Origin of the sequence: Ulvibacterium marinum, assembly GCF_003626755.1 — a bacterium.
Classification (GTDB): Bacteria; Bacteroidota; Bacteroidia; order Flavobacteriales; family Flavobacteriaceae; genus Ulvibacterium; species Ulvibacterium marinum.
Window position 1 is genome coordinate 17,220 of sequence record NZ_RBCJ01000005.1, and the last position, 13,893, is coordinate 31,112.

General features: G+C 43.0%; 13 protein-coding genes. 6 read left to right on the plus strand and 7 right to left on the minus strand.

From position 1 onward, the window contains the following. Positions 1 to 20: 20 nt before the first annotated feature. The 7 genes from D7Z94_RS21515 to D7Z94_RS21545 all read right to left on the minus strand — a co-directional run bounded on the left by D7Z94_RS21515 (position 21) and on the right by D7Z94_RS21545 (position 7,296). Entirely contained in the window at positions 21 to 1,121 is a 1,101-nt protein-coding gene (locus D7Z94_RS21515) for a tail fiber protein (protein ID WP_120713718.1), read from the minus strand. A 1-nt stretch (position 1,122) separates the two neighbouring features. Next, positions 1,123 to 2,220: a tail fiber protein gene (locus D7Z94_RS21520; RefSeq protein ID WP_147415955.1), complete on the minus strand. Its 1,098-nt coding sequence runs from the start codon at positions 2,218 to 2,220 to the stop codon at positions 1,123 to 1,125. Between the two features lie 2 nt (positions 2,221 to 2,222). Next, positions 2,223 to 3,842, minus strand: a complete 1,620-nt coding sequence (locus tag D7Z94_RS21525) for a DUF2341 domain-containing protein (RefSeq protein WP_120713720.1) — start codon at positions 3,840 to 3,842, stop codon at positions 2,223 to 2,225. A 154-nt stretch (positions 3,843 to 3,996) separates the two neighbouring features. After that, a complete protein-coding gene (locus D7Z94_RS21530) occupies positions 3,997 to 5,115 on the minus strand; it encodes a hypothetical protein (protein ID WP_120713721.1) in 1,119 nt (372 codons plus the stop codon). 5 nt (positions 5,116 to 5,120) lie between these two features. Beyond that, positions 5,121 to 6,527, minus strand: coding sequence for a fibronectin type III domain-containing protein (locus D7Z94_RS21535; RefSeq protein ID WP_120713722.1), 1,407 nt, complete (start codon positions 6,525 to 6,527; stop codon positions 5,121 to 5,123). Positions 6,528 to 6,555: 28 nt separating this feature from the next. Then, on the minus strand, positions 6,556 to 6,948 hold the full coding sequence (locus D7Z94_RS21540) for a hypothetical protein (protein WP_120713723.1): 393 nt from the start codon (positions 6,946 to 6,948) through the stop codon (positions 6,556 to 6,558). Positions 6,949 to 6,963: 15 nt separating this feature from the next. Continuing rightward, entirely contained in the window at positions 6,964 to 7,296 is a 333-nt protein-coding gene (locus D7Z94_RS21545) for a hypothetical protein (RefSeq protein ID WP_120713724.1), read from the minus strand. 226 nt (positions 7,297 to 7,522) lie between these two features. On the opposite strand from D7Z94_RS21545, the gene D7Z94_RS21550 reads away from it, so the two are divergent. The 6 genes from D7Z94_RS21550 to D7Z94_RS21575 are packed head-to-tail and all read left to right on the plus strand — an operon-like array spanning position 7,523 to position 13,705. Beyond that, positions 7,523 to 7,936: a general secretion pathway protein GspG gene (locus D7Z94_RS21550; RefSeq protein WP_120713725.1), complete on the plus strand. Its 414-nt coding sequence runs from the start codon at positions 7,523 to 7,525 to the stop codon at positions 7,934 to 7,936. Then, positions 7,936 to 8,418 carry a general secretion pathway protein gene (locus tag D7Z94_RS21555; RefSeq protein WP_147415956.1) on the plus strand — a complete coding sequence of 161 codons (483 nt, stop codon included), beginning with the start codon at positions 7,936 to 7,938 and terminating at the stop codon, positions 8,416 to 8,418. Before D7Z94_RS21550 ends, D7Z94_RS21555 begins: the two co-directional genes overlap by 1 nt. Then, a complete protein-coding gene (locus D7Z94_RS21560) occupies positions 8,415 to 9,833 on the plus strand; it encodes a GspE/PulE family protein (protein WP_120713727.1) in 1,419 nt (472 codons plus the stop codon). The genes D7Z94_RS21555 and D7Z94_RS21560 overlap by 4 nt, the downstream gene beginning before the upstream one ends. Continuing rightward, positions 9,830 to 11,998 (plus strand): type II secretion system protein GspD, encoded by a 2,169-nt coding sequence (locus D7Z94_RS21565; RefSeq protein ID WP_120713728.1) that lies wholly within the window; start codon positions 9,830 to 9,832, stop codon positions 11,996 to 11,998. The genes D7Z94_RS21560 and D7Z94_RS21565 overlap by 4 nt, the downstream gene beginning before the upstream one ends. Further along, positions 11,998 to 13,209 (plus strand): hypothetical protein, encoded by a 1,212-nt coding sequence (locus tag D7Z94_RS21570; RefSeq protein WP_120713729.1) that lies wholly within the window; start codon positions 11,998 to 12,000, stop codon positions 13,207 to 13,209. Before D7Z94_RS21565 ends, D7Z94_RS21570 begins: the two co-directional genes overlap by 1 nt. Beyond that, entirely contained in the window at positions 13,193 to 13,705 is a 513-nt protein-coding gene (locus D7Z94_RS21575) for a hypothetical protein (protein ID WP_120713730.1), read from the plus strand. The genes D7Z94_RS21570 and D7Z94_RS21575 overlap by 17 nt, the downstream gene beginning before the upstream one ends. Positions 13,706 to 13,893: the final 188 nt, after the last annotated feature.

Genomic DNA, 13,893 nt, shown 5'->3' on the forward strand with positions numbered 1-13,893 from the left:
TATTATTTCTCATAGATAGCCTATGGATTCTTTCTACTTTGTTCCAATGACTTTATTCGTTTTACCAGATCTTCCTGGGTACGATTACTTTGCAAGAGATATAGTGTCAACTCCTCGATCTTCTCCAAGAGTAGTCTGTTCATCTCCCCGAGTTCTATGCCGTTGGACTTTACCTCCGCCGCTGAGGGAATGTTGATCAGGTGGCCCCTTTCGTTGATGTGCTGTTCCACTTCCTCCAGTGTAGGCAGGTTATAGCCTTCTGCAAAGACATAGTCCGCCCAATTGGTTTCTACCTTGACCTCCTCGGCCCGAATTTTGCCGCCCACGGCCAGTTTCCAGGCTCCTATGGTGGTAGTACCAATGCCCACGTTACCCGCGGTGTAATCGATGTCATTACCGGAAGTGTTCCAGACCGTCTGGCCGCCACTGCTTCCTCCAGGATTGATCAGTTCAGAAATGGTGGGCTCCTGGCCGTTGACTTCGTAAACCGTTGGATTCCAAAAATAAATCTCGCTCGCACCCCCGGTATCTCCCCATAAAATAGACTCTTCCCGCATAGTTACCGCGGCGGCCGAAAACTTGTAATCAGTTAAAGATCGTATCATCGTACCATCCACAGCATATAAAGCGCCCAAATGTGTGGTGGAGGCATCATTACTTCCATGCGCAAAGCCCGCCATTAAATACCAAGTATCCAAGGCCGGCAGATCCGTATCATTGAACCAAGGGGAATTGTCAGTGCTCCCGTCAAGGTTTAAACTTGCCTCTTGCGAGGCATTATCATTCGCCTCAAAGCCGAATAATTCGGCTCCGTCATGGGAAATGGTTTTTTTTACCCAAACCGTAAACCGATAGGTCCTAGTATGATCGATATTGATGAAGGTTCCCCTCCATCCCCCATCCTGTCCACCATTGCCGCTGGGCATACCCTTCCAGATTACACTGGTATTACCATGGGGGTCTGTACCCATTATCCTTTCATTTTCAGAAGTGTCATTCTGGTAAACACCAAAACTGCCAACGGAACCGGTTCCTACGGTCCAGCTAGAGGTATCCAAAAGATTGGTCTGGCCCCATATCAATGTTGGAAAAACCAAAAGGGCAAATACAGTTTTTTTCATCTTATTTATGATTTGTTGGTTGTGCCATTATTTTCTTTAATTGGATGATCTCATTTTCCATAACATCCAATCGTTTTAATCTGTTTTCCTGTTCCAGGATATACAGCGTGAGCTCCTCTATCTTCTCCAAGAGCTTCATATTCATAATCCCCAGTTCAATCCCTTTCTCTTCCATTTCCTCCGCAGAGGGAATGTTGGGCAAATGCCCGTGTTCTTGGATATGTTTTTGCACTTCCTCCAAGGATTTAAGGTCATATCCTTCCTTGAAGACATAATCCGGTCCGGGAACGGAAAGATCTACTTTCACCTCTTCGGCATGGATCCTACCTTTTACCGTAAGCTTGTCGTCCGGGATCGTGGTACCAATGCCCACTTTTCCTGTCTCGGTATTTATCGTAAAAGCATTCCAGTTTTCAATGTTGGTCCATCTAGTGGCTATGCCGAATACATTGTGACCAAAGTTTTCATTGGAAAACCCCATATTAACACCGACTTGATTACCATCCTGACGCATCTGAAATATGGGGTTGTCAAATTCATCATTGTTGTCCGTATCGGCCTCAAGCCTTAGTACAGCATCACCAGCAGTTCCTGTGGAAACGTGTAACTTTCCCAAGGGTGTATCCGTACCTATTCCCGTATCCCCATTGGGCTTAAAGACTACTTCATGTTGCCCGTTAAAAGCGAACCCAATACCTGAAGTTTTGTGAAGGTTTATTCCATAACTCGTATTATCCAAAGTGCCGATCGTAGGATCGAGAGCGTTAAAAGAATTGGCTATCCGAATCTCATTATCAAATGAAAAAGTGGGCGCCACAATTTCTCCCGTAGGTTTAATTATTACTTTGTGGGCCCCATTAAAGGCAAAACCTATACCATCGGTCTTGTGGATGTTTATACCATACCCGGTGTTATCCAAAGTACCGATGGCAGGATCATTTGCGCTAAAGGTGTTCGCGACCCGCAATTCATTGCTAACTCTAACTACCGGAGCAACTATATCGTTATTGGTAATAGCTTGATTATTTGCAAATGTGAATTGAGCGTGAAGGCCCATACTAGTAGCTCCAAATGTCAATAGGGTCAAAAGTGTTTTCATGGTTATTGTTTTAATAATTGTTCTATGCTTTCCAGGCGATTCTCTAGTTCAAATATTCTTTTGTTCCTTTTTTCCAAGTCAATAATGTACAATGTCAACTCTTCTATCTTTTCCAGGAGCAACCTGTTCATGTCCCCGAGTTCTATACCCTGAGCCTCTACCTCGGCTGCCGAAGGAATATTGATCAAATGGCCCTTTTCTTGGATATGCTTTTCAACTTCTTCCAGGGTGGGAAGGTCATAGCCTTCGGCAAATACATAATCTGCCCAATTTTCGGAGAGCAGCACCCTTACCTCTTCGCTAATGACCTTTCCGTCCACTGCCAAATGATAGCCACTCGGGATTGTGGACATACCTATCCCAACAAGGCCGTTGCTGTAGTGAATATCGGAACCCGTCTGGGTCCAGTATCCGCCTGTTCCGCCGCCTGTTCCACCCGAGGCATCCCCGGGAACACCTGGGGAGGCAAAACCTCCGGGATTGTTCTGGTTATTATGCTCGGCCTTCAGCCAGGCAGCGGATTTGCTATCCGTACTTACGCGTACCTCATCGATCCATCCCCTAAAAAACCCGGCATTCGTATCCTCGGAACCGATATATGCCAAGTTTCCGTAATTAAATGCCTGGGAACCGGAAGCATCACTGTTTCCAGCAAAGAAATATTGGTAGTCACCATTGGTACCTACAAAATCACATTTAATGTTGGTACCGGCCGGGGCGGAACCATTGGAACTGAATTCCTGGCCGGCTCCATCCGTAAATACAGCCCTTCCCCCGTTCTCGGAATTGATCCAGACCCCACTCCAGGGATTGTCGTTTGCGATAATCCCATTGTAGGTATTGCCCGTAGTCCAATTTACCCATGAAGAAATGGTATAGGTACCATTGTTGATAACAACGTTATTGGCGAGCGCAAAATAATCGTTGCTACCATCAAATTCTATGGCGTTGCCTATTTGTCCACCGACCACATCACCTCCGGTCATGGCCCCTCCACTGGTAAGATCGTATCCATTGCCCGTCGCATCCAAAATCTGGGGTGCTGCAGCACTGGGGTCGTTTTCCATATGCCAAACGGCCTCATAAGCTGTCCATACGGAATGGCTACCTACACCGGCCGTATTGGGAGCAGGTTGGGATGCACCGGAATTTCCGTACCAAATATATACTGTGGTATCCGAAGTGGCGGACAGGCTCGGGATCTTTACCCAAATCTGGCATTTCCTATTGGCAGGGGTCGCACTGGTCACAAATTCCACTACTTCAATGGCCAACTGGTTATTGCCCGCGGCATCACTGGAAAAGCGGATATCCCCTCCCCCACTTAGGGCGGAATTGACACTGCCGTCCACTATCTCGTTATTCAGATAATCCAAGGTGATGAGCACAGGAAAGTCGACCAAATTGGCAGAGCCATCTACCATAGCACTGCTAATGGTAATGGCCTGTTTACTATTCCAACCTGGAAAATCGTACAGGGGACTTTCCAAGGGAACATTTATGTCGTTCCCTGCAAAAGGAATCGGGGATATGTCGATTACAGGAGTCTTAGAAAAAACGGAAACGAAGAAAAACAGTATAATCAGACAGCCTAGGGCATGTCCAGTGGGGGAAGCTTTCATATCAAGTAGGTCAAATTTGGGTTTGGCGTTTAATATTTTAACACTATTTCATTTATATATTTTGTAAGATTTATAATTCAAATATATAGATCTTGTTCTATGTTTATGCATAATTTTATGATTTTTCGATAAACTACTGCACATTTTAACAACATCAATGCGAACACTTCATTCCTTGGGTCTTGGGTTGCTTTATATTTTTCAATGCTTGGATCTCTTTATCCATTTTCAGAATATATAGGGTAAGCTCCTCTATCTTCTCCAGGAGTAGTTTGTTCATATGGCCTATCTCTATGCCATTGGCCTTCACTTCGGCCGCGGAGGGGATATTGATGAGATGGCCGTTTTCTTGGATGTGTTTTTCAACCTCCTCCATGGTGGGCAGGTCATAACCTTCGGTAAATACATAATCCGCCCAACCGGTCTCCACCTTAACTTCCTCGGCCCGAATTTTGCCACCCACGGCCAGTTTCCAGGTTCCTATGGCGGTAGTACCAATGCCCACATTACCCGCTGTATAGTTGATATCGTTTCCCGAGGAGTTCCAAACGGTCTGTCCACTACCCTCGCCTCCACCGGGATTGATAATTTCCGCAAGGGTTGGTTCCTGGCCGTTGACCTCGTAGAGGGTAGGACCAAAAAGTTCCAAGGAATCCGCTGAATTGCTACTCCCATAAAATTGAGCAAGGTGCCTCACGGAAACAGCAGTAGATGCAAACTTGTAGTCCGTGGCACCCATAACCATTGAACCATCGACCGGGTCATAGACTCCTCCAAGATCGGAAGTACCACTAAAATTTACGTCATGAACAAAACCAACATATAGGTACCATTTATCCAACATAGGCACATCGCTGGCCTGAAAGATAGGATTGGTCGAAAAAGAACCATCCAATCTCAAGGATACATTGATTGAGTTTGAGTCGTAGATAAAAGTTTTAAAGACCTCACCGCCTTCAAACGAGTTTTTTTTCTTCATCCATACCGTAAAACGATACGTCTTGGTGTTATCGATTGGGATATAATCGGTCGACCATCCTCCAACCTGTGGATTACTGGCCCCATCTGGTATACCTATCCATAGAATCTCTTGATTGCCATAAGGTGACATGCCCAAAGCCCTTACATTCTCAGGAGAAGATCCATAAGCACTGAAGCCAGGAGCCGAGCCGTTACCAACGTTCCAACTAGAGGTATCCAAAAGATTGGTCTGGCTCCATATCAATGTTGGAAAAACCAAAAGTGCAAATAGTGCAAATACAGTTTTTTTCATTGTGGTTAATTTTTAGTTTTTAGCATTTTTTCCAATACCCTTATTCTATTTTCAAGACCTTGTAAACCTTTTATCTTTTTTTCCTGATCTAGAATATATAGCATCTGCTCCTCAATCTTTTCTAAAAGCAATTTGTTCATCTCTCCCAATTCTATCCCATTGGCGTCTACTTCATCAGCTGAAGGAATATTGATTAGTCGGCCTTTTTCTTGGATATGCTTTTCCACTTCTTCAAAGGTGGGTAATGTGTAGTCCTCGGCGAATACGTAATCTGGCCAAGCACCACTGAGCTGAACCTTCACCTCTTCGGTAATCAGCTTGCCATCGATGGCCATTTGATACCCCGAGGGTACTGTAGCCGTGCCAACGGCTACATTTCCAGCATAACTTGCCACTGAATTCGCCTCGTTCCAAATAGTACCTCCGCCACCGCTCGAACCGTTTGTGGTCACAGACACCGCATTGCTGACCGGACTTTCATTGCCTGCAGCATCAAGGGCCGTAACCGTAAAATTGTAGGTAGTACCAGCGGTAAGACCGGTCACCTGATAGGTGCTTACACTGCCCAATGTGGCCTCCAATGTTCCATCCTTATATATTTTATAAGCGGTAACCGCGGTATCGTCCGTGGCCCCTGTCCAGCTTAGGTCCGCCGTGGTATCGGTCTGGCCGATGCTCGACAAGGTGGGAGCCGTTGGGGGTTGGGTATCCCCTCCGTTGGGTCCATTGATCAGTTCCTGTATCGTGGGCTCTTGGCCGTTAATTTCATATATGGTTGGGGAGTAAAAAAACTGCCTATCCAAAGTGTTTGCGTTAAAATATAAATAAACACGATGCATTAATCTTGTCGCATTGGCTGTAAATTTGAAGTCTTGCAATCCATTTAGAACCTTTGTGCCGGTAACACCATCGTAAACACCCCCGTTAACAGTTGTCCCGGTATAGGAGCTGTTATGTACAAAACCAACAAGTAAATACCATTTATCCAATTGGGGTGTATCCCCAGCCCAGAAATAAGGATTATTGTTTGCGGTATTGTCTAAAAGCAAAGTGGTATGATTGTCCGCCGCATCTTTTGTGTAAAGTCCAAAATATGTAGTCCCATCAGTGGAATTTGTTTTTTTTATCCACACGGAAAAACGATACGTCTTTGTATGGTCTATATTTATATAGCTTCCGTTCCATCCGCCATCTGCATTATCAGATCCATCAGGTACAGCTTTCCATAAAACAACATTATTACCATGTGGGCTTAAACCCACTTCTCTAACATTTTCCGCGTCGGCTCCATTTACGGAAAATCCAGATACCGATCCCGTACCTACAGTCCAAGTGGAAGTGTCCAATAGGTTATTCTGGGCAAAAGAGAATGCCCCTATGAGCAGCAAAGAAAGTTTTAGTATTGATTTCATTTTTTTGTTTTTAATTTATTTTTACGGTTTAATAATCTTCAGTTTCTGGTTTTGACTCATCTGATAATTCAAAAAAAGATTTGGTTTTTGCCTTATAGCAATCTTGATTGGTATTACCAGAAAACCACACAAGATTATCTCCTTTGTTTAGCAACGTTTCACTCATTATCAAAGCGGAAAAAGCTTTATACATTCTTTGTAGGTCATTAGAAATATCCGGAAGATCATACTTGACTGTTTCTCTCCGATACCTATCAACAGAATGCAAGGATGTACTACTCCCTAAAAAATTTCCCATGTAGTCTACGATTGAATTGTTATGAATCGCAGAGTAACAGACCCTGCCGACGGAATTTGCAGTAACCGTAACAAAGCGAATTAAAGAAAGGCACAGCGTGTAGAAAATGGGGGAACTTTTCATAAGAAATAGGTTATGTCAAAAATTGTGTGAGTTTGATTTTCGTTTCAAAAAGGCTACGGGAAGTTTCATCCTGTCCCACCAAAGGGGTCCAAAGCTAATCTCTCTATAGAGCCAAACCATGTTCATACGAAATTCTAAACAGCCCTGACCCATGGTCTCAAAAAGAGCGGATAGTTGTCGATTCCCTTCCCAAAAATCATTAGAAATGTTCTGGATACAGTCAGCTCCTGAATTGTTAGTTGGGATTGCATTGAAACGATACGATGGACTAATCGGAGAAAGCCCAAAAAGGCCAAATGGCAAATAGTAGGACAGCATAGGTGCATGTCCACTGGGGAAAGCTTTCATACAAGGTTAGGTTTGATCTGGGTCTTTAAAACACTACTATTATTCTTAAATAAAAAGTAGGTATTAAGAGTCAAATAAATAAATTTTATTCTACATAAACTAACGCTTTTTGATTAATTCGATGAAATACAAATAATATTAACATCTACACAATTTCTTTTATTCCTTATAATAATATCCCTGTTTTTCTGTTATAACCCTACCAGAATCTTAATTTACTTGACCTATGAAGAACTCTATCCTAAAGAAAAAAATTCCTGCCCTAAATCTACAGGAAACCCTTATAGTACTTGCTATTATCGGTATTTTACTGCTGTTGGCACTCCCCAATTTAATGCCGCTTATCTCCAAAGCAAAAAGTGTTGAAGCGCAGACCCAACTCAAGGCCATTTACAATGCCCAGACCACGCATCGTTACATGTACAGTAAATTTACTATGAATTTTAATGAGCTTGATTTTGAGGCACCGCGTACTGTGAAAGAAAATGGAACGGCAAATTATCGGTATGAAATTACAAATGCAAGTGATGCTACTTTTAAGGCCCGGGCGGAAGCCATTACCGACTTTGATGGGGACGGTATTCTTAATGTCTGGGAAATTGACGAGAACGGCAACCCCAAACAAATCATAAAGGATTGATGGTACTCCTAAAAATTCTTGCCCTGGCCGTATGCGGAACCATTGCTTATCAGGACCTCAAGGATAGAATGGTCATATGGGTAGCTTTCCCCATGATGGCCCTAATCCTTACTGGAATCCATTTGGCAAGCTCAGGATGGGAATTGGTACTTTGGTTTTCGGTCACTAACCTATTGTTGGTCAGCGGAATTCTCCTATTGCTTTTTCTATATACCGAATTTGTTAGCAAGAAAAAATTTCTGAATACTAGTTTAGGCCTTGGAGACATCCTTTTCTTTTATGCATTTTCCTTGGGATTTCCCACCCTTACCTTTGTTATTCTATTTGTTGGGTCTCTGCTATTTTCCCTTTTCCTTTTTCTTCTGTTAAAATCGGTCCAGAACATGGAAACGGTTCCTTTGGCAGGATTCATGTCCCTGTTCCTCATAGGAACAATGACCTTAAGCTTTTTTATAAAAACCCCCAATCTCTATCAACTATGATATTAAACGATACACACATTCCCCCGATATTGCGCCAACGTATTTCTCCTGAACAGGCTTTTCATTACCGTATTGTCCCCGTTGAGGATACGGCACAAGGTCTTGTTTGTAAGACCGATAACACGGTCCTTGAACAGTTATTGTCCGAACTTGAAATTGTTTTGGATACTCCAATTATATTGGAAAAATGCGAACAGGAAGAGTTACAAAAGCTCCTGACTACCAATTATAGACAGGGGCAATCCTCCGGAAGCGATAGTCTCCACTACTCCACTGATTTTTTAGAACAACTTTTGACCAGTGCCAAAAACGTTGGAAGCAGCGATATTCATTTTGAACCTTACGAAAAACGATGTAGGGTACGTTTTCGGTTGGATGGGAAACTTATAGAGCAGTATACCATTACCTTGGAAGAATATCCGACCCTGGTCAACAAAATAAAAATCAAGGCGGATCTGGACATTGCCGAAAAGCGATTGCCACAGGATGGGCGTATCACCATAAAGGCTGGCGGTGATGAATTTGATATTCGGGTGTCGACCTTGCCCACGCTTCACGGTGAGAAATTGGTACTACGGATTTTAAGCAAAGATGCTTCTCTCATCGACTTGAACGGACTCGGATTCTCAGAAAATGAATTGCTCGTTTATCGGGAAGGGCTGCGGCAGCCCAGTGGTATCATCCTCATTTCCGGCCCAACCGGATCAGGGAAGACCACAACCCTCTACGCTACCTTAAAGGAACTGAATACGGTAGAAGAGAACATACTTACCTTGGAAGATCCCATAGAATATACTTTGGAAGGGATAAACCAGGTACAGTTAAAAGAAAGTATTGGGCTGGATTTTATGAGAACCCTAAAGACATTCCTAAGACAGGATCCGAACATCATTATGATCGGAGAGATCCGGGATGTGGATACAGCCAATATAGCCATACGTGCTGCCCAAACCGGGCATCTTGTTTTGTCTACCATACATACCAACTCCGCCTGGGGTACCATTTCAAGGCTTATCGATATGGGGGTCCCTTCCTTTCTTATCGCCAGTACATTAAATATTAGCGTGGCCCAACGTTTAGTGCGACAGTTGTGCAACACCTGCAAGGTGGAGTCGCCAATTGAACCAGGGTTATTTCCCCAAAGCTTTAGCATTCCCAAAAACCTAAAAACCCATTTTAAGGCTGTGGGGTGCAACAGTTGTCACCATACCGGATATTTGGGACGAAAGGCCGTTTACGAAATTCTTCCTATTACCAAGGAACTCATGGTTTCGATCAAGGACAACCATATGCATATTGACGATTATCTAAGGGAAAAGCAAATTGGCACCTTAAAAACCAATGCCATACAAATGATACAAGAGGGCATAACTTCTATTGAGGAGGTATATCCATTATTGACAGACCAGCTATGAAACGATTCCTCCATATAGTATCCCTGCTGATTATTTTTGAAATATGCGGTCAGGAACCTGACAGAATACAAAACATTCAAAATCATTTGGAGGTCTTGGCACTTGAGAATTCCGAATTGGGCAAAAATCTACAATTGGACATCAATGTTACCAATGTAACCCTACCGAATTTTTTAATCGCAGTATCTAAAGTACACAACCTCAACCTAACAGTTTCTCCAAATTTGGAAAATGTTACGATCGTAAACAATTTTTCGGAGGTTTCCGTAGCCGACCTTTTGGTTTTTTTATGCAAGGAATACGGACTCACCATAGATTTTACCGGGAATATTCTTTCCATTAAAAAGTATAGTCCTCCTACACCTGAAGCCTTGGAAAAAAAGATTGGTGTAGACTATGACCGAACCGGAAATTTGATTTCCCTAGATCTTAAAAACGACCCCTTGGGAAAGGCATTCCGAGCTATCATGGATGCTTCCGATAAAAATTTATTGTATGCCTCGGGGATGGAAAATAGAAACTTGAACCTCTACCTTTCCAATGTCCCCTTCGATATTGCCATGGAAAAACTGGCCGAAACCAACGGAATGGCCTATTCCAAATCCAAAGACGGCTTTTACCTTTTCGACACCTTTGCCGAAACTGCCAATGGGCCTGGAATGCCTGCCAGGCGGCTTGGAGGAAGAAATCTTCCGTATCAGGTCCTGGATACCGTTAACCGAATCTTAAATGTAGATTTGAACAATACATCCATAGCAACCCTAGTATACGAATTGGCCCATGACCTAAAATTGGATATCTATATGGCCTCTCCCTTGGAACAAGCGGGTCATGTAACCTTTACCGCCAAAAATATCCATTTTGATGCGCTGCTACGTCATATTTTCGAGAGCCAGGAAACCCATTCCCCTACCCCAGTGGTACAAAATAGACCGAATAATCAGAACATACGGCAGAACGGAAACAACCCGCCACAAACAAGTCTGCCCATAAACTTTACCTTTAAAAAAGAGGGCAATATCTATTTTTTTGGAACCGCGGACCAGTTGAGCCTGCGTGAAGTAGAAGTCATCCAAATGATGTACCGTTCGGTGGAGCTTTTAGGAGATCCCTCCCAATCCAGTGGTTATCGTTCCTCGGGAAGGACCACTTCGTCCAATATCAGTTTTTTTGGTACCGGTGGAGCCCAAAACAACCAGCAGGGATTCAATACCAACAATAACCGGAGAAGTGTAGACACCCGTTCCCGGAGTTTTGATACCTATCAGGATGGCGCAGAGGCCATCGTAAGTATCTTACCTGATGAACTTAAGGCGGATCTGGATATCCGTGTGGACTACGAACTCAACAGCTTTTTTGTAAGTGGCCCTTCCAGCAATATTGAACGCTTTAAAGAATTCATTAAGGAAATAGATAGACCCGTTCCCGTAGTGCTCATCGAGGTTATGATTATCGAGGTAAAGAAGTCCGCTACCGTGGAGACCGGTATTAGCTGGGGAATCGGCGATGCTCCGGTCAATACCCAGGGAAAATTGTTTCCAGAGGCCGATGTTACCTTGGGGGCCAATACGGTGAACAAAATCATAGGAGGCTTTGATGGATTCGGTTCGTTCAACATTGGACAGGTAGTGCCCGAATTCTTTGCCAATATTAAGGCCATGGAGGAAAACGGGAATTTAAAAATACGCTCTACACCCAAGCTTTCTACCCTAAATGGACATAGGGCCAATCTTTCCATTGGGGAGACCACCTATTATGTGGTTACCAATCAAAACTTTTTTGGGTCTCAAATCCCTACTACTTCGGAAGTACGCAATTACCATCCCATTGATGCCGAATTGGCCATAAGCATAAAACCGCTGGTCTCCGGTAACGGGCAGGTTACATTGGACATTAATGTCATTCAATCCGATTTTAGCGGGGAACGCATCGAGGAAGATGCACCGCCGGGACTCACATCTCGAGAGTTTAGCTCCATTGTCCGCATGCAGAACCAGGATTTGGCCATTTTAGGAGGATTGGAGGAAAAGTTAAAGAACGATTCCGGCAATGGGGTTCCATTTTTAGCCCGTATCCCGGTAATAAAATGGTTGTTTAGTCAACGCAAGCGGGAAGATACCAAGCAAAAATTGACCATTCTTATCAAACCTACCGTAATCTACTGATGCTAAACCAATGGATAACATATTTGACCGAAGGGGCCTCCTATTCCGGACTGGAAATCCATGAAAACCAGGGAAAGGAGCAGTATTGTTATTTGGAAGTACTCAAAAAAAAGGGAGAACTTTATTTGGTTAAGACCGAGCAATTTTCGGACTTAAGGGAATTACCCAAATCCTATAAAAGGAATACACCCCTATTCTTGTCCATAAATACGCCAAAAGTTTTGGTTAAACTGGCACATAGTACTCAAACTGAGAATCCGGAGGCATTGGTCCATACCACGTTTCCCAATCTGGATTTGAATAACTTTTATTATGAAATTGCGCAGATATCATCCCACCCCATTGTGGCCATTTCCAAGAAGGAATATGTAGATGGTATTATCAAAAAATTGGAAGAACTGGGATTGGACATCTTCCATTTTTCATTGGGCATTAGCCCTATGTCCCATAGCGTTCCTTTTATGGTAAACAAGGTCGTAGCGATTTCAAATTTTCAAATGACATTGGAAAATGGAACGATCAGGGAAATCAGTCACATAGAGCCTTCAGCACCTCAAGATTACCTCATAAACGGGCTGGAGCTAACCAGTTCCAGTCTTTTGGGATTCTCTCATATCTTGGGTCATTTGGGAGGTAATGCGAACGCAACGAATTTTATAAAGGTCAATGGGCAATACCAATCGCGTTTCAAAAACCGGAGGGTCTTTGGTTATGGCCTAAAAGCTTCCCTATCTTTTTTTATTCTTCTTTTGTTGGCCAATTTTCTAGTCTTTGACCATTACCATACTGAAGTAAATCGTTTGAGTTCTGAATTAACATTGGGTAGTTCACAAAAAGAAAATCTGGTCCGGCTTGAGGATCTTGTAAAAACCAAAAAGGAGCGGGTGGAAACTTTAAAAGCAGTTTCAAGTTCCAAATCTACCTTTTATCTGGATGGAATTGCCAAAAGTATACCGCAACACATTCTATTGGACAGGATAAACTATTGTCCCTTGGACAAGCCCGTCCGGGATTCCAAACCTATACTACTTAGAGAAAATACAATACTGATTTCAGGTATATCAAAAGATGATGCCGAGTTTTCAAAATGGTTGGAGCATTTGGAAAAATGGGACTGGATTTCGAGTGTGGAAACCTTGGATTACGATTTTGTAAGTACCAATGTCTCCAATTTCCTGATTAAAATTAGTTTTTATGAAGCTGGACAATAAAAATAAACTATTGATTGCGGGATGTCTTGTGTTGCTCTTTGCAACTTACAAATTGGCCTTGTCCAAAACTATGGCCATCCAAGAAGAATACCGGAATTTGAAATCCAAAAGAATACAGGCCCAGGATATTCCAGAGCAGCTTGCACTCCTGACCCAAAAAGAACAATACTATGACTCCATAATGCAACGCATGGATATCGGAGATACCTCCATTCAAAACAATCTGTTACGTACCATTAATGAGCAGGCCAAGGTTAGGAATGTAAAGGTAATGGACTTCAACCCGCCACATACCCACTCCTTCGAGGATCATAAATTGTTTACCCATTCCATCGTATTGAACGGTAGCTATACGGATATACTCCAGGTAGCCTATATGCTAGAACACAAAGGGAGTTTCGGGGACATCGTCCATATGGATTTTGAGAAGAAAAAGGACTACCGCAAACGGAAATCATTTTTGGAAGCCACCATTTTTGTGCAGCATATAGAATAGTGCCTTAATCCTATGAACACCTTCCAAAATAAGTCGGCAAAATCGATTTCCCAAGATGATGACGTCAAGTTAAACTTTTAAAACCTCAGCTTTGCGCTTTTATCCCATAGAGTTGAATGATTACAGCTATGTTAGGTTCTCTGTATTCAGAACTAGATAAAATACATACTGGAAACAACTTGGACTAA